The sequence below is a fragment of the Sphaerospermopsis reniformis genome (genome assembly GCF_005402885.1).
GTDB lineage: Bacteria > Cyanobacteriota > Cyanobacteriia > Cyanobacteriales > Nostocaceae > Sphaerospermopsis > Sphaerospermopsis kisseleviana.
This window is the reverse complement of record NZ_BJCE01000042.1, coordinates 1-16,398: the sequence shown is the minus strand read 5'-3', so window position 1 is coordinate 16,398 and position 16,398 is coordinate 1. Positions and strand designations below refer to the sequence as shown.

Genomic DNA, 16,398 nt, shown 5'->3' with positions numbered 1-16,398 from the left:
TTGTACATCTGAATTTACCAAGGATTTTTATTGGGGCTTGATCACAGATTTAGCATGAGTTGGAATTATTAAGGCTAAAGTCGGTCAGGGAATTTGTATCTACTCAAGCCTCAGAGCAATTTTGGATTTTGGATTTTGGATTTTGGATTTTAGATTTTAGATTTTAGATTTTGAAGATTTTTAAAATTTCCGCTAATAAGTTATTATAGAACTATAAAATCTAAATTGACTATATACTATATATTCTTATCAATATAGATGCCATTAAAGAAAGTAATGAAAATCACAGTTATGACTTTTAACCTCCGCTGCGACAAACCAGATCCGGGGGTACGTCAGTGGGAAAAGCGTGTAGGTGCGATCGCTGCTGTTATTCAACACTATCAACCAGATGTAGTGGGTACACAGGAAGGTAAACCCCATCAACTGAAGGATTTACAAGCACTTTTACCAGAATATAAATTTGTTGGTGGCGATCGCTCTGGTACAGGAGAAGATGAACACTGTGCAATTTTCTATCAACCTGAACTTTTAAAACTGCAAGAAACTCAAGATTTTTACCTCAGCGATACTCCAGAAATTCCTGGTAGTATTACTTGGGGAACTCGTTTACCACGCATGGCAACTTGGGCTAATTTTCAGGTGGGTGATCCTAGTATTTCTCTAACTATTGTTAATACTCATTTAGATCATGAAATTGCTAAAGCGAGGGAGTTGGGTGCAGGTTTGCTGAGTCTGCGTTTAATGGGTTTTCCTGCTGAAAATTATTTACTGTTAACAGGAGATTTTAACGCTCATTCCAGAACTTTAGAACGAATAATTTTAGCTGATAATTTTAGAATACAAGATACTTTAGCAAATCTGCCGTTAGCAGAACAAAAAACTTTTCATGATTTTACTGGTGAACCTGTGGATGCTAGAGATACAATTTATGGCGATCGCCGTTTTCACATCGAACAAGTAATCATTGACAATAAACAATGGGAAAGTATTTGGCCTTCTGATCATTTTCCGGTGATTGTGAAATTAAGCATCAGGAATAGGGAATAGGGAATAGGGAATAGGGAATAGGGAATAGGGAATAGGGAATAGGGAATAGGGAATAGGGAATAGGGAATGGGAATTAATCATCAAAAATTAAGCAGACTTAACGGATACTGCTAACTGTAATCCCAAAGCATCTAATAAGGTAATTAAACCATAAAATTCAATTTCTCCTTGCTCAGATAATTTCTGGGCTAGGTTCTCATAACATCCTTTTCCTCTCCGCGTCTCTGCGCCTCTGCGTGAGGTAAACTTTGCCTTTGCTTCACCAACTCCACCCCTAACTGTATCGCAGCTTTCATACTGGTTGCATCAGCAATACCTTTTCCGGCAATATCAAAAGCTGTTCCATGATCTGGGGAAGTTCTCACAAACGGTAAACCAATGGTAGTATTTACCGCCCGATCAAAAGCCATTAATTTTACAGGAATTAAACCTTGATCATGATAAAGTGCTAAATAAGCATCAGCAGGATTTTTAACGTTAGAATTACCATACCAAGCTTGACCCGGTTTCACCCACATTGTATCCGGTGGTATGGGTCCTTCTAGTTGTAAATGCGGTCGTTTTTGTCTTTCTGCTTTTAACCAAGGGATTAACCAATCTATTTCTTCTGTTCCTAATTGTCCCATTTCTCCACTGTGGGGATTTAAACCAGCGATCGCAATTTTCCCATTTTTAATCCCAAAATCTCTTTCTAAACATTCTGCTAATAAATCTAATTTTTTTGTTAATAATTCCGGTGTTAAGGTTGACGATACTTGACATAAAGGAATATGTGTGGTAGCAAGTAAAGCCCGTAAAGTCCAACCAGTAAAAGGCGATCGCCCGACAAACAACATTCCAAAACGCTCTACACCTGCTTTCTCGGCTAAAAGTTCGGTTTGTCCCGGATAATCAAAACCAGCGGCTTTCCAAGCTGATTTAGCGATAGGTGCTGTAACAATACCATCAAAATCACCTGCTAAAGTTTGGGCTATGGCATATTTCATATAAGCAAAACTGGCCGCACCACTAGCAGCATTACCCACCCCAGTAATAATTTCACCTGAGTTTGGTACATCAACATCAATCACATTTAACTCATCAGGATTGGCCAAAGCTAGTGAACTATCAGTATTAGCTGTCAAATTTTTATAAGTTTTAGTGAGTAAATGCCGATTACCCACTACGACTAAATCACAGTTTTGGCTAACTTCTGAATCAGCCAAAGCCTTTAAAGTTACCTCTGCTCCAATACCGGCAGGATCTCCCAGTGTCAGTGCTAAACGTGGACGTTGATGAGTATTAGTCATAAGTCAGGGAATAGGGAACAGGGAACAGGGAACAGGAAAACTGTTAATTAAGCCACATCGCTACTTACCCAGTCCCGATTTCAATTAGCTGCTAAACTATTTTAGAATTATTTAGACAGGTCTAATCCTCAAGACAGTTGAAGACCTGGTTTACCTAAGTTACCAGACTAGCAAAAATGAGATTTGAGCGATCAAGTTAAGTTAAGCAGTCTCATAAACGGTAAACATCTACAAACCATTCAGTTCACAAAGGAGAAACACAGCAAATGGGCGGCGAAATCTTAAATGCAGCTATGCTATCTTTCGGCTTAATCTTCGTAGGTTGGGGTCTCGGCGCTTTATTGCTGAAAATTCAAGGCGCTGAAGAATAAGCAGGGGGCAGGGGGCAAGGAGCAGGGTGAGAAATATTAATTTCCCAGTCCCCAGTCCCCAGTCCCCAGTCCCCAATCCCCAATCCCCAGCCTCCTTAAAAAAAATGTAAACTTTTATTTCTATAACTAAACTCTGTTAAGATTTTTATCATAAAACATTAAAATATATAACGACCCTCATGACATTATTAATTGTCGGTGCTACTGGCACATTAGGAAGACAAGTAGCTCGTCGTGCTATTGACGAGGGGTACAAAGTACGCTGCTTAGTTCGCAGTACCAAAAAAGCTGCATTTCTCAAAGAGTGGGGTGCAGAACTGGTGAAAGGCGACTTGTGCTATCCCGAAACCCTGGTAGGAGCATTAGAAGGTGTAAACGAAGTCATTGATGCTTCCACATCTCGCGCTACAGATTCATTAACAATTAAACAGGTAGATTGGGAAGGTAAGGTAGCATTAATTCAAGCTGCAAAAGCTGCGGGTGTAGAGCATTTTATCTTTTTCTCTATTCTTGATGCTGATAAATATCCCAATGTACCGCTAATGGAAATCAAGCGATGTACAGAATTATTTTTAGCTGAATCTGGCTTAAATTACACTATTTTAAGATTAGCTGGGTTTATGCAAGGCTTAATTGGTCAATATGGCATACCCATTTTGGAAAATCAGCCGGTGTGGGTGACAGGTTCATCTTCCCCGGTGGCTTATATGGATACTCAAGATATTGCTAAATTTGCGATTCGGGCATTGAGTGTACCAGAAACCCAAAAACAAACTTTCCCTGTGGTGGGTACTCGTGCTTGGAGTGCAGAAGAAATAATAAATATTTGTGAACGTTTATCAGGAAAAGATGCCAGAGTAACACGGATGCCTATTGGCTTGTTGCGTGGTGTTCAAAGCTTACTGCGGTTTTTCCAATGGGGATGGAATGTAGCTGATAGATTGGCTTTTTCCGAAGTTTTAGCCAGTGGTAAACCATTAAATGCGCCAATGGATGAAGTATATACAGTGTTTGGCTTGGAGCAACAACAGACAGCCACAGTAGAAACTTACTTGCAAGAGTATTTCAGCCGGATTATGAAAAAGCTGAAAGAGCTAGACTACGAGAAAACCAAGAGCAAAAAGAAAAAAGATAAAAAAACGCCTTTTAAACAGTCATCAAAAGCTAATAGTCAATAAAATCCCAGATGTTGATTACAATATCCCAAAATATGTAACCATTACTAAAGAAAAAGCATAGCCTACTTGGATATTTGAATGTGCCGAAAGCTGGCATTATCTACAACGACGTTAAACCGATAGCAACTAGAACCGCTATCGAACTCAAAGACCAGTTAACCGCAGCTGGTTGGGATGTGTGTGTGACAACAAGCATCGGTGGTATACTGGGCTACTCTAATCCTGATAGTCCTGTATGCCACACCCCAGTGGAAGCTCTCACACCTCCCGGTTTTGATTCCAGTATGGAGTTTGCAGTGGTATTAGGGGGAGATGGAACTGTTTTAGCAGCTTCCCGTCAAGTTGCCCCCTGTGGGATACCATTGTTAACTGTGAATACTGGTCACATGGGATTTTTGACAGAAGCTTATCTAAACCAACTTCCCCAAGCTATAGAACAGGTAATGGCAGGTGAGTATGAAGTCGAAGAACGAACCATGCTCAATGTCAAAGTGCTACGGGGGGAAACTGTCTTATGGGAAGCCTTATGTTTAAATGAAATGGTGTTGCATCGAGAACCATTAACTTCGATGTGCCACTTTGAAATTCAAATTGGTCATCATGCAACAGTGGATATTGCAGCCGATGGTGTAATTATTTCTACTCCAACTGGTTCAACTGCTTATTCATTAAGTGCTGGTGGACCTGTGATTATTCCCGGTGTACCTGTGTTGCAGCTAGTACCAATTTGTCCCCATTCTTTGGCCTCTAGGGCTTTAGTATTTCCCAACAATGAACCTGTGAACATCTATCCAGTCAATGTACCCCGGATGGTGATGGTGGTAGATGGTAATGGTGGGTGTTATGTGATGTCAGAGGATCGGGTATATTTGGAGCGATCGCAACATAAGGCTAGGTTTATTCGCTTACAATCACCAGAGTTTTTCCGCGTTTTACGGGAAAAATTAGGCTGGGGACTACCGCATATTGCTAAACCCAATTCTGTAGAATTGCCATAATTATCAGTAGTCAGTAGTCAGTTGTCAGTTGTCAATACAGGTTTTCTTCGAGAATTGGTAGTTAAGCAATTGTATTGGGTTGTATTGGGAATGAGTAATTAAAATTGCATCTTGGGACAGTCGAGGTTTGATCATGGAACGTGCTAAAACATCTACAATATCATTTGTATCAATTGTATCAATTACCAAATAATTACCAATTACCCATTACCCATTACCAATTTATATGACCTTTTCTCACAGTGCCTGCGTTCTGGTGATTGAACCCGATGATAGTTTAGCTAATCAATTAGCTTTTGATTTGCAAGAAGCCGGCTATGATACTGTTGTGGCTCATGATGCGGCTAGTGGTTTGCAAAAAAGCCGCGAAATGCAACCTGCTTTAATTGTTGTAGATCGGATGCTGACAGGAGAATCTGGACTTTCTTTGTGCAAAAATCTCCGCAGCAGTGGCCATCGTTCCCCTGTTTTAATTTTAATGGCCAGAGATACAGTTGATGATCGTGTCGCTTGTCTGGAAGCTGGTGCTGATGATTATATTCTTAAACCCTATCGCTCAGAAGATTTTCTCAAGCTGATTCGTCTATATCTCAAACCTGATGTCGATACCAGTGAACAGTTGCGTTTTGGAGATTTGGTGCTAGATATTGGCATCCGTCGCGCTGTCTATAATGGTATAGCTATCGACTTAACTATGAAAGAATTTGAACTATTAAAGTTTTTTATGGAGCATCCCCGTGAAGTATTAACCCGTGAGCAAATATTGGAGAATGTCTGGGGTTATGATTTTATGGGTGAGTCAAATGTGATTGAAGTATACATTCGCTACTTGCGGTTGAAAATTGAAGAGGAAGGGCAAAAACGCTTAATTCAAACGGTGCGGGGTGTAGGATATGTTTTAAGAGAATCTTAAAAATTCTGTAGCAGGAGTCAAGACTCGTAGGGGCGAAGCATTCGGGCAACCAATTATCAATTTTATGAACAGGCTATTTTCCTGTAAGGGCGTTCGCGAAGCGTGCTGGAAGCATCAGCATTCGGGCAACCAATTATCAATTTTAGCAACAGGCTATTTTCCGAATGCTTCGCCCGTACTTCGCCCGTACAGGAGTCAGGAGTCAGGAGTCAGCAGTAAAACCCTATTGTAGTAGGAGTTTCATGATAAATTGATGTCCTAACTACTCTGTCTACGGAAGCACAGGAAAAAAATACCAACAATGCAACCAACCTAATATTTCTTTATGCTAATATTCCCAATACATTCAAATCTTGGATTTTGCCGGAATTTTATTTATTGATTTTTGTTTAGTTAAATATAGTTGACAATTTTTTAATTTTATACTGTAGTCATGGTTAATCATCCTAGAGGAACTCTCTGAGCGTGTTAGCTTTTTTTCTGCCTTGTTGTTTTTACCAGAATCAATAGTTATTAGGGATGTAGAATGAAAAGATTAACTTTTTATATAGTTGTGTTACATAGTTTATTTTTAGGTATGGGAACTGCTTGCGCCCAGTCATTAGAGACAAAGGCAAAGGAAAATCTGGCAACTTCAGATCAAATAACTTTACCAGCATCGCAACTATGGGTAATTAATCAAAATAAACAGGTACAAAAACAACCGTTTATGTGGGTGGTAGAAGATCCAAAAAAAGCCAGACAACAACCATTTTTACAACTTGCGAAAAATGCCAATAAACCAACTAAAAAACCTGGAGATATCACTAAACCATATAAAAATGAGAATTTAGAAGAATTTGATGATGTTGTCAAAGACACTCAAAAATTAGAGGGTATATTTACTCTTTATCACCAAAAAGAAAATAATAAAATATATTTAGAAATTAAACCAGAACAACTAAATAAAAACTTCTTAGCTACAGCTACTTTGGAATCTGGTATTGGTGAAAAAGGTATTTATAGTGGTTTACCGTTGCAAGATTTTCTATTTTATTTCCAACGCATAGATAATACTTTGCAATTTGTGGTGCGGAATGTGAATTTTCGGACTCGTGAAGGAGATCCACAAGCTCGTTCTTTGCGGCGTTCTTTTAGTGATTCTGTTCTCTATAATTTGCCGATTAAAAGTATTCATCCCCAACGGAAAACAATACTCATTGATTTAGGTGATTTACTCTTAACAGATTTAGCAGGATTATCTGCGAGTTTGGAATTATCAGCAAGTCCAGAACAAGCCTATTTTGGTAATGCCAAAGTTTTTCCCCATAATCTAGAAGTGCAATCAATTTTAAATTTTACAGGCGCTGGCGGAAATCTGAGTGTACTGGCTGATAGTCGTGGCTTTACTCTCAAACTGCACTACAGTATTTCTCAACTGCCTAATAATAATTATCAACCACGTTTAGCAGATGAGCGTGTGGGATATTTTATCACTGCATATCAAGATTTATCTAGGGATGATCGTGATGATAATTTTGTCCGTTATATTAATCGCTGGAATTTAGAAAAACAAGACCCCAAAGCGGAAATTTCTCCCCCAAAAAAACCGATAGTTTTCTGGATTGATAATGCTGTTCCTTTGGAATATCGTGATGCGATTAGAGCAGGGGTATTAATGTGGAATCAAGCTTTTTTGCAGGCGGGTTTTAAGGATGCGATTGAAGTTAAACAAATGCCAGATAATGCTACCTGGAATGCGGCTGATATTAGGTATAATACAATTCGCTGGATTAATACGGTAGATGGCTATTTTGCCCTTGGTCCCTCCCGTGTTAATCCCTTAACGGGAGAAATTTTGGATGCTGATATTCTGGTAGATGCTAGTTTTGTGAGGGCTTTAAAAAATGAATATCGGCAAATTATTTTACCCAAGCAAACACAAAAACAAACACAAACGCCAACTACTTTATCTACATTGATGCAAAATCGCCTTCTTTGTGGTAAAAATGATCAAAAAAATAAAGGGTTAATTGGCAATTTATCTAAACTAGCGGGAGAGTATGATTTATGCTATGGGATAGAATCTACTAATCAATTTGCTTTTGGTGCTTTGGCTATGTCACTATTAGCAAATACTGTTCCTAGTCGGGATCAGATGCAAGATTATATTCATCAATATTTACGTTTAATTATTGCCCATGAAGTCGGCCATACTTTAGGTTTGCGGCATAATTTTCGCGGTAGTAATCTTTTACCTCCAGAGGAGATGAATAATCGAGAAATTACTAGCACTAAGGGTTTAACTGCTTCAGTGATGGATTATATTCCTCCTAATATTGCCCCTCGTGGTACAGTTCAGGGGGATTATTTTCCTGATAAAGTGGGAAGTTATGATATTTGGGCAATACAGTATGGTTATACTCCTTCTGGGGCAAAAAGTACCATTGCAGAAAAATCATTTTTGGCAGAAATAGCGAAATTATCAGAAAACCCAGAGTTGAGTTATTCTCCTGATGAAGATACATCGGAAATTGATCCTACATCTGCACCTTGGGATAATAGCGGTAATGTGCTAGTTTATTCTCGCTGGCAGTTGGATAATTCCCGTGTGATGTGGGATCGTTTAAATCAGGGTTATTTAATGTATGGTGATAGTTACAGCGATTTAACTGATCAGTTTAGTACCATTTTTGGTAATTATTTACAGCAGTTAAGTTACACTATTAAATACATTGGTGGTCAGTCTTTTTACAGAGTTAATCCGGTTGATAATAAAGGCAGATTACCATTTGTGGCGGTTCCTGTGGAAAAACAAAGACAGGCATTAGCAACTTTGCAAGAGTATGTTTTTGATGAAGAGGCGCTGAAATTTTCACCGAAACTACTGAATAAATTAGTACCTTCTCGTTGGTATCACTGGGGAAGTACACCTGTCACGGGGCGTTTAGATTTCCCGGTTCATGATTTGGTGTTGTTTGTACAGAGTGCGGTTTTGAGTGATTTACTTTCAAGCGATCGCCTGACTCGCATTAAGGATATCGAACTTAAAAGCAAACCCGGTGAAGCACTGACTTTACCTGAAGTATTTAATACTTTGCAAATGGGAATTTGGACGGAAGTTTTACAACCAAAAGGAAAATTAGAAATTTCTAGTTTACGACGGGGTTTACAACGGCAATATGTCAACTTTTTAACAGCTATGGTATTAAGGAAAGTAGATGTACCAGAAGACGCTCGCACTTTAGCATGGTATAAGCTCAAACAATTAGATCACCAACTCAAACGGGTGAGGTCTAATGATGAGTATACAAAAGCGCATTTACTGGAAACCCGCGATCGCATTGAAAAAGCTTTAAATGCTCCATTGCAGGGGAACTAGGGGACTGGGGACACTTCGACAAGCTCAGTGCATCCCTGGGGACTGGGGACAGAAAGAAGTTTAGCAATAACCAATTACCCATTACCAATTACCCATTACCAATTACCTATCACCAGCCTAAACAAATAATATATTTATTTAAACAGACATGATTTCACCCATTAATTTATTTGAGTATGAAGAGTTAGCAAAAACCCATCTACCCAAAATGGCGTTTGATTATTACAGTAGTGGTGCATGGGATGAAATTACTTTAAAAGATAATCGCGCTGCTTTTACACGGGTGAAACTGCGTCCTAAAATGCTCGTTGATGTCGGTGAAATTAACTTGACAACTGAAGTTTTAGGTGCATCGTTGCAGTTACCTCTGATGATTGCACCTATGGCTTTTCAGTGTTTAGCCCATCCAGATGGGGAAATTGCTACAGCAAAAGCCGCAGTTTCCGCAAGTGTGGTTATGGTGCTGAGTACCTTATCTACTAAGAGTTTAGAAGATGTGGCAATGGTTGATGATGGTTTGCGCTGGTTTCAACTTTACATTCACAAAGATCGGGGTTTAACTCGTGCTTTGGTAGAAAGAGCTTATGCAGCAGGTTACAAGGCACTTTGTTTAACTGTGGATGCGCCAGTGTTGGGAAAAAGAGAGCGAGATCAACGCAATGAATTTACCTTACCCCCTGGTTTACATCCTGCTAATTTAACCAAAATGTCAGGTTTAGACATTCCCCAAGAAAAAGGCGAGTCTGGTTTATTAACTTATTTTGCCCAGCAGATTAATCCGGCTTTGACTTGGAAGGATTTAGAATGGTTAAAATCTTTAAGTCCTTTACCGTTAGTTTTGAAAGGAATTTTACGGGGTGATGATGCGGTGAGGGCAGTGGAATATGGCGCACAGGGGATTGTGGTTTCTAATCATGGTGGTAGACAATTAGATGGGGCGATCGCTTCCTTGGATGCTTTACCGGAAATAGTCGCCGCAGTGGATGGTAAAGCGGAAGTCTTGTTAGATGGGGGTATTCGTCGGGGTACTGATATTCTTAAAGCTTTAGCGTTAGGGGCGAAAGCGGTTTTGATCGGTCGTCCGGTATTATGGGGATTAGCGGTATCTGGAGAAACGGGAGTAGCTGATATTATCAACCTACTCAAAGAGGAACTAACTACAGCAATGGCTCTCAGTGGTTGTGCTAGACTAGAGGATATAGATTCTAGTTTGGTGATTTGTCGTTAGTGGTTGTGCAAAAAAAAGGGCAAAAAAATTTTTTTTCCAAACCCCTTGCCAAATTAGAAGAATAGGTTATAATAGAAAAGTTGCTACCAAGGGCGAGTGGCGAAACTGGTAGACGCACCACACTCAAAATGTGGCGACCTTGCGGTCATAGGAGTTCGATTCTCCTCTTGCCCATTGCTTACTAGATAAGGGTTTTTGGGTTAGAAAATTCAAGTCTTAACTTTGATACTTTCTACCAATTTTCTACCAAATCTGTCAAGCACTATTTTTTAGATCAAAAAAAATAATCACTAACATAGTTATACCAGATAATTGAAACCTTTACTGTGTATAAATTGTAGGTATTTTGGCTAGAAGCTAGGATAACTACCTGATCAGTGTATATCAAGGTATTATAGAAAATACATGATGCGGTTAATTTTAATAGGAATTTTGATTTTATTAACAGCTTGTAGTAGTATTGCATTGCAACCGACTTATGAATTAGTTGAAAAAGCCATTGCTATTCAACTAGAAAAAACTCAAAAGCAACTTACACAAAAGCTAGATTTAGACTTTCAAAAATTTGAGATTAAGCAAGTAGTAATTACGCAAGAAGAACCTTTAACCATTGAATATTTACCAGCTTATCATGTCCAGGGAACTTATGATTTAACTGTTAAATTACCCAAAAAACAAATCACTCAACCACAAAAACCTTTTGATATTTATTTACAAATTCAACGAGAAGGTAAAAGTTGGCGTTTGCTACTTCCTGAAAAAACTAATAACGATAAACCATCAATTTGGCATAGTTATCAATTGATGATTGATGATTGACAATTGATAATTTCTCGTTCGTAGTCTGAGACTGGGAACGAGATAAAAAGAGAGAGATAAAATTCTGACTCCTTGAACTCCTGACTCCTGACTTTTTAATAATTCTAATTTTGATAAACTCTACCTTTCCAAGCACCTCCTTTTCCTTGCCAATGTCGGTTAGCAGAATCTAATGTCATTAAAGTATATAAAAAGGCAATGATAGGTAAACAAAAAGCTAACCAAAGAGGACATTTATAAAAGGCGATTATGGGAAAATATGCGAATGTCATTAATAGCGATATGAGTAGACCTGTAATGATTATTAGCAGATTACCCATAATTAAACCTAAGATAATTCCTAAAATTGGCAGCATATAAACTATAAACATTCCTAAGACACTTCCCACTAACAACAAAGGAGAATAATTTAGTTGTGTGTAGGCGCTACGGGCTACCATATTCCAAATAGTTTCTAGGGAATCATAAGGACGCAAACTATAAGTTAAAGCATCTAATCCCACCCAAATTTTACCTTGATGAGATTTCACGACTTTGGCTAAAGAACAATCATCAATTAATGCTTGACGAATTATTTGTAGTCCGCCTATTTTTTCTAGGGTTTCTCGACGAATTAAAATACAACCACCAGCAGCAGCAGCAATAGATTTTTTCGGGTTATTTACCCAACGAAAAGGGTAAAGTTTTTGAAAGAAAAAGACAAAGGCAGGTATTAATAATTGTTCCCAAAAACTTTGACAGCGCAGTTTTACCATGAGAGATACTAAGTCTAAATTCTCTGTTTCTGCTTTGGCAACTAATCGCCGTAAATTACTAATATCATGTTCTATATCTGCATCTGTTAGTAATAAATAGTCAGGTAGTTGTAAAGACGTTTCATGAAACGTCTCTACAGCAACTTTTACACCTTGTTCCATTGCCCAAAGTTTACCACTCCAACCATGAGGTAAATCTGCACTATAAATAATATGTAATTGTTCGAGTTTATCAACTGCGTAAGCTACTCCTTGGGCAAAATTGGCTGTACCATCGGTACTTTGATCATCTACTAAAAATACATGAAAATTACCAGGATAGTCTTGTAAAAGGAGCGATCGCAAACTTACAGGAATTACATCAGCTTCATTCCTCGCTGGAACTACTACACACACTGTAGGTAAAGATTGTAATTTATTTGCTGTGGTTTTTAACTGTTGATCTACCCGCCAAAACTGCCCCCAAAACAACAGTAAAAATAACCAAATTGCTAAAGATAAAACCATCAAACCCGCTAAAATTTCTACCATAACTTCTACCATAACTGCTGAGGTCAGGATTTTATGCAAACACAAGACAGGGTAAAAGTCAAGGAAATTACAGAAGCGATCGCCGCTAGTCAAAAACATCTGCTGTCAATTCAAAAACCCGATGGTTATTGGTGGGCGGAATTAGAATCAAATGTTACCATCACTGCGGAAACTGTACTGTTACATAAAATTTGGGGAACAGATAAAACTCGACCTTTGCATAAGGTTGAAAACTATTTGCGATCGCAACAAAAAGAGCATGGAGGATGGGAACTATTTTATGGTGATGGGGGAGAACTCAGTACCACTGTAGAAGCTTACATGGCTTTGCGGTTGTTAGGTGTACCTGCAACAGATCCCGCACTCATCAAAGCAAAGTCTTTAATTTTGCAAAAAGGTGGAATTAGCAAAACCCGCATTTTTACTAAATTACATTTAGCATTAATAGGTTGTTATAATTGGCGTGGACTGCCGTCATTACCACCTTGGGTAATGCTATTACCTGAAAATTTTCCCTTCAATATTTATGAGCTTTCAAGCTGGGCGCGTTCTAGTACCGTGCCATTATTAATAGTCTTTGATCAGAAACCTGTCTTTGAAATTGACAACCCCATCAACCTAGATGAATTATATACCGAAGGTGTGAATAATGTCAAATGGGAATTACCAAAAAATAATGATTGGTCGGATATATTTACCATTTTGGATGACGGGTTTAAATTAGCAGAAAGTTTAAATTTTGTACCTTTTCGAGAAGAAGGAATCAAAGCTGCTGAAAAATGGATTTTAGAACGTCAAGAAGCTACAGGAGACTGGGGGGGAATTATTCCCGCCATGTTAAATTCTCTGTTAGCTTTAAAATGTCTAGATTACGACGCTAACAATCCGATTATTTACCGGGGTTTAAAAGCAGTTGATAATTTCGCCATGGAAACAGAAAATAATTACTGCATTCAACCTTGTGTTTCTCCCGTATGGGATACAGCCTGGGCAATTCGCGCCTTAATTGATTCAGGTTTTGAGGCAGATCATCCAGTAATAGTAAAAGCTGGAGAATGGTTAATAGACAAACAAATACTTGATTATGGTGATTGGTTTGTCAAAAATAAACAAGGAAAACCCGGTGCTTGGGCGTTTGAATTTGATAACCGCTTTTATCCCGATGTGGATGATTCTGCTGTAGTTGTCATGGCTTTGCATCAGGCAAAATTACCCAATGAAAACCTCAAAAAACAAGCTATAAAAAGAGCTTTAAATTGGATAGAATCAATGCAATGTCAACCGGGAGGATGGGCAGCTTTTGATATTGATAATCATCAAGAATGGCTAAATTCTATTCCCTATGGTGACTTGAAAGCTATGATAGATCCAAATACTGCCGATGTCACCGCTAGAGTAATAGAAATGTTGGGCGTTGGTAACTTATCAATTCCCGCAGATAAGTTAGAAAAGGCGTTGAATTATCTTCTCAATGAACAAGAAACAGAAGGTTGTTGGTTTGGACGTTGGGGAGTAAATTATATTTATGGAACAAGTGGAGTTTTATCAGCATTAGCATTAATAAACCCCCAAAAATATCGCAGTGAAATAGAACGAGGTGCAGCTTGGTTAGTGAAAGTGCAAAACGCTGATGGTGGTTGGGGTGAAACTTGTTTTAGTTACAATGATCCGAGTTTAAAAGGTCAGGGAGACAGTACCGCATCTCAAACAGCTTGGGCGATAATTGGATTAATTGCAGCAAGTGAAGCAACGGGAAAATTTGATTTTCAGAGTCTTGAAAAAGGGGTTAATTATTTGTTAGAAACTCAAAGTTCAGATGGTACTTGGGATGAATATTACTTTACAGGCACAGGTTTTCCTTGTCATTTTTATCTCAAGTATCACCTTTATCAACAGTATTTTCCCTTAATTGCTTTGGGAAGATACAGCAGAATTTAGTAGTCAGGAAAAAGCACTGCGTTGAAGAGTAAAAATTGCTTGCTGTATAAGTTAGATCCTGTACTTGATTGATCTGCAATTTGCTGTATCACTGAATTAATAGGTGTATTGACACTCTGTTAACCTAAGCATGAGAGTCACCCCTCATGCTCGGCTTCAAAACCGTGGGTGATGTTTTCAGATCACATGGCTTCTTTCTAAGTTAACCTTAACTAAGTACAAATGTGTTTATATTTAGCCTTTTGTAACTCGATTTTCAAATTCTTTGCAAGTATTTTCGACTATAGCAAGAGCAGATGGATAAATACTATTATGCTCTTCTTTCAGCCAGGCTAAAAGTCTAGCAAGCTGGGCGTTCCGTAAATCTAAGTCTGTCTGAAAAATTATTGATGTTGCCATTGCTTGAGCATATTGAGGTGGATGACCTTGCTGGACTAAAGCATCAATCAGAGCGGCTAAGGCTTGCTGTGACACAGAAGCAGAAGTATTTTCTATAGACATAATTTAGGGAGAAATAATTGAATTTGACTAATTATAATAATAGATTTCACCTAATATTGCCATTCCTATTGTTCAGTAATTTTAAATTACTCAGTACCTAGGGTTTGCTGAAAAAGTCTTGTCGTGGAGACAGGGAACTCTTAACAGGGAACAGTTTCAAGAGTTCGATGGGAGCGATTTTTCCTTTGTGTACAATAGGACTTACGCAAGATGTGACTGAAAACCTTATTCTTGCGTAGGGGTAATTCATGTAGCTTGCTTCCCGAAGGATATTACCCCTACTTTCGTTCCCTTTTGCGTAAGTCCTGTATAAGTTGAAATCTCAGTATATATTCACTATTAAGCTTTTAGCCGTAAATCAATGCTTTTTAAATTGATTAGTCTGAATTGATTATACTTAAATAATTTTTGCTCACGAAACCAACTGCAACCCATACAGAACAAGGTGAATAGAATAAATACTTAAACATAATGTCTTTTTATTATACAAACTTTTGGCTATTTACAGATCACAGATACTGGTATGTGTAGATTAAGGTAAGTTACAAAAAATCTATTTTACTCCTAATATATTTACTTTTGTAACATTGTTGTTAACACAAGTTATAATTAGAACATTTTTTTTATCATAAAATTTACGTAAATATTTGTGATCAATGTCATTTAAGAGTAAAAATCATTACTTAAAGGCAATTCCACGTAAGGACAAAAACATAATTTCCTTAGCCATAAATTTCTTGATTTTTAGTTTTTTAGCCAGGTTGGCATTAAAAATTGTCATTGTCACAGTCAAGAAGGATCAGGGAAGAGACTCAAGAGAAAGGTTTTGGGTAAATTTAATTTTTGTTACAATCCGTTACATATTGAGTTATAACTTAGTAATAATGACTGACTTTATTCTCTACTACTGATTTTTTTGCCAGGCTCTTTACAAATAGTAAAACTAGTGATATTAGTATAAAGAGTTCAAGCGAGTGTATAACTTACTATCTTGTGAATGTTACATGACTCCAGTAAGCTAGGTTAACATCAGAAAATTCTGGGACTAAACAAACTGGAATTTCCTAGTGAGACTAACTATATAGTGGTTTAACCACATACATAAAGTTGTCTCCATATAACCTAGTAAATAAAAGATCGACCTTTATAAACCTTACTGTAGTCATGTTTACAATGAAACTATTACAAGATATAAGTAGATACTCAAATCAACAACAATGAATTAAGGTACAAAACAATGGCAGTTGAAAAAACTAATTCTTCCTCTAGCTTGGCAGAAGTTATTGATAGAATCCTAGACAAAGGTATCGTTGTAGATGCTTGGGTTCGTGTTTCCTTAGTTGGTATTGAATTACTAGCAGTAGAAGCTAGAATCGTAATCGCATCTGTAGAAACCTACCTGAAATATGCAGAAGCTGTAGGTTTGACTCAGTCTGCTGCGGTACCTGCTTAATTTTGAAGTAGAT

Annotated in this window: 13 protein-coding genes and 1 tRNA gene; 11 read left to right on the top strand and 3 right to left on the bottom strand. The window is 37.9% G+C overall.

Annotation, left to right across the window (positions count from 1 at the left end):
* The first annotated feature begins 291 nt into the window (after positions 1-291).
* The gene (locus FFR48_RS08475; RefSeq protein WP_236104031.1) at positions 292-1,050 is read left to right on the top strand and encodes an endonuclease/exonuclease/phosphatase family protein; all 759 of its coding nucleotides are present in this window, start codon (positions 292-294) and stop codon (positions 1,048-1,050) included.
* 188 nt (positions 1,051-1,238) lie between these two features.
* Here FFR48_RS08475 and pdxA read toward each other — a convergent pair whose 3' ends face one another.
* Entirely contained in the window at positions 1,239-2,339 is a 1,101-nt protein-coding gene (gene pdxA / locus FFR48_RS08470) for a 4-hydroxythreonine-4-phosphate dehydrogenase PdxA (RefSeq protein ID WP_137667056.1), read from the bottom strand.
* A gap of 266 nt (positions 2,340-2,605) precedes the next feature.
* Between pdxA and petM the strand changes: the two genes are divergently transcribed.
* The 8 genes from petM to FFR48_RS08430 all read left to right on the top strand — a co-directional run bounded on the left by petM (position 2,606) and on the right by FFR48_RS08430 (position 11,207).
* Positions 2,606-2,710 carry a cytochrome b6-f complex subunit PetM gene (petM, locus tag FFR48_RS08465; RefSeq protein ID WP_096567167.1) on the top strand — a complete coding sequence of 35 codons (105 nt, stop codon included), beginning with the start codon at positions 2,606-2,608 and terminating at the stop codon, positions 2,708-2,710.
* Between the two features lie 179 nt (positions 2,711-2,889).
* Entirely contained in the window at positions 2,890-3,888 is a 999-nt protein-coding gene (locus FFR48_RS08460; RefSeq protein WP_096567165.1) for an SDR family oxidoreductase, read from the top strand.
* Positions 3,889-3,968: 80 nt separating this feature from the next.
* The gene (locus FFR48_RS08455; protein WP_137667069.1) at positions 3,969-4,886 is read left to right on the top strand and encodes an NAD(+) kinase; all 918 of its coding nucleotides are present in this window, start codon (positions 3,969-3,971) and stop codon (positions 4,884-4,886) included.
* 226 nt (positions 4,887-5,112) lie between these two features.
* Positions 5,113-5,799 (top strand): response regulator transcription factor NblR, encoded by a 687-nt coding sequence (gene nblR / locus FFR48_RS08450; protein ID WP_096572633.1) that lies wholly within the window; start codon positions 5,113-5,115, stop codon positions 5,797-5,799.
* Between the two features lie 526 nt (positions 5,800-6,325).
* Positions 6,326-9,160: a zinc-dependent metalloprotease gene (locus FFR48_RS08445; RefSeq protein WP_137667055.1), complete on the top strand. Its 2,835-nt coding sequence runs from the start codon at positions 6,326-6,328 to the stop codon at positions 9,158-9,160.
* 148 nt (positions 9,161-9,308) lie between these two features.
* Positions 9,309-10,388 carry a glycolate oxidase gene (locus FFR48_RS08440; RefSeq protein ID WP_137667054.1) on the top strand — a complete coding sequence of 360 codons (1,080 nt, stop codon included), beginning with the start codon at positions 9,309-9,311 and terminating at the stop codon, positions 10,386-10,388.
* A 90-nt stretch (positions 10,389-10,478) separates the two neighbouring features.
* A tRNA-Leu gene (locus FFR48_RS08435) sits at positions 10,479-10,562 on the top strand.
* A 231-nt stretch (positions 10,563-10,793) separates the two neighbouring features.
* Positions 10,794-11,207: a hypothetical protein gene (locus FFR48_RS08430; protein ID WP_190647779.1), complete on the top strand. Its 414-nt coding sequence runs from the start codon at positions 10,794-10,796 to the stop codon at positions 11,205-11,207.
* 104 nt (positions 11,208-11,311) lie between these two features.
* On the opposite strand, the gene FFR48_RS08425 is transcribed toward FFR48_RS08430, so the two are convergent.
* On the bottom strand, positions 11,312-12,493 hold the full coding sequence (locus FFR48_RS08425; protein WP_137667067.1) for a glycosyltransferase: 1,182 nt from the start codon (positions 12,491-12,493) through the stop codon (positions 11,312-11,314).
* A 33-nt stretch (positions 12,494-12,526) separates the two neighbouring features.
* On the opposite strand from FFR48_RS08425, the gene shc reads away from it, so the two are divergent.
* Positions 12,527-14,431, top strand: coding sequence for a squalene--hopene cyclase (shc, locus tag FFR48_RS08420; RefSeq protein WP_137667053.1), 1,905 nt, complete (start codon positions 12,527-12,529; stop codon positions 14,429-14,431).
* A 234-nt stretch (positions 14,432-14,665) separates the two neighbouring features.
* Here the strand turns inward: shc and FFR48_RS08415 are convergent, their stop codons facing one another.
* Positions 14,666-14,932, bottom strand: coding sequence for a hypothetical protein (locus FFR48_RS08415; RefSeq protein ID WP_137667052.1), 267 nt, complete (start codon positions 14,930-14,932; stop codon positions 14,666-14,668).
* 1,237 nt (positions 14,933-16,169) lie between these two features.
* Between FFR48_RS08415 and gvpA the strand changes: the two genes are divergently transcribed.
* Positions 16,170-16,385 carry a gas vesicle structural protein GvpA gene (gvpA, locus tag FFR48_RS08410; RefSeq protein ID WP_057178839.1) on the top strand — a complete coding sequence of 72 codons (216 nt, stop codon included), beginning with the start codon at positions 16,170-16,172 and terminating at the stop codon, positions 16,383-16,385.
* Positions 16,386-16,398 lie beyond the last annotated feature (13 nt).

Bases quoted from the DNA above. Each gene is read 5' to 3' on its own strand.
- FFR48_RS08475 (WP_236104031.1), top strand. From the start codon at position 292: ATGACTTTTAACCTCCGCTGCGACAAACCAGATCCGGGGGTACGTCAG.
- pdxA (WP_137667056.1), bottom strand. From the start codon at position 2,339: ATGACTAATACTCATCAACGTCCACGTTTAGCACTGACACTGGGAGAT.
- petM (WP_096567167.1), top strand. From the start codon at position 2,606: ATGGGCGGCGAAATCTTAAATGCAGCTATGCTATCTTTCGGCTTAATC.
- FFR48_RS08460 (WP_096567165.1), top strand. From the start codon at position 2,890: ATGACATTATTAATTGTCGGTGCTACTGGCACATTAGGAAGACAAGTA.
- nblR (WP_096572633.1), top strand. From the start codon at position 5,113: ATGACCTTTTCTCACAGTGCCTGCGTTCTGGTGATTGAACCCGATGAT.
- FFR48_RS08445 (WP_137667055.1), top strand. From the start codon at position 6,326: ATGAAAAGATTAACTTTTTATATAGTTGTGTTACATAGTTTATTTTTA.
- FFR48_RS08440 (WP_137667054.1), top strand. From the start codon at position 9,309: ATGATTTCACCCATTAATTTATTTGAGTATGAAGAGTTAGCAAAAACC.
- FFR48_RS08430 (WP_190647779.1), top strand. From the start codon at position 10,794: ATGATGCGGTTAATTTTAATAGGAATTTTGATTTTATTAACAGCTTGT.
- FFR48_RS08425 (WP_137667067.1), bottom strand. From the start codon at position 12,493: ATGGTAGAAATTTTAGCGGGTTTGATGGTTTTATCTTTAGCAATTTGG.
- shc (WP_137667053.1), top strand. From the start codon at position 12,527: ATGCAAACACAAGACAGGGTAAAAGTCAAGGAAATTACAGAAGCGATC.
- FFR48_RS08415 (WP_137667052.1), bottom strand. From the start codon at position 14,932: ATGTCTATAGAAAATACTTCTGCTTCTGTGTCACAGCAAGCCTTAGCC.
- gvpA (WP_057178839.1), top strand. From the start codon at position 16,170: ATGGCAGTTGAAAAAACTAATTCTTCCTCTAGCTTGGCAGAAGTTATT.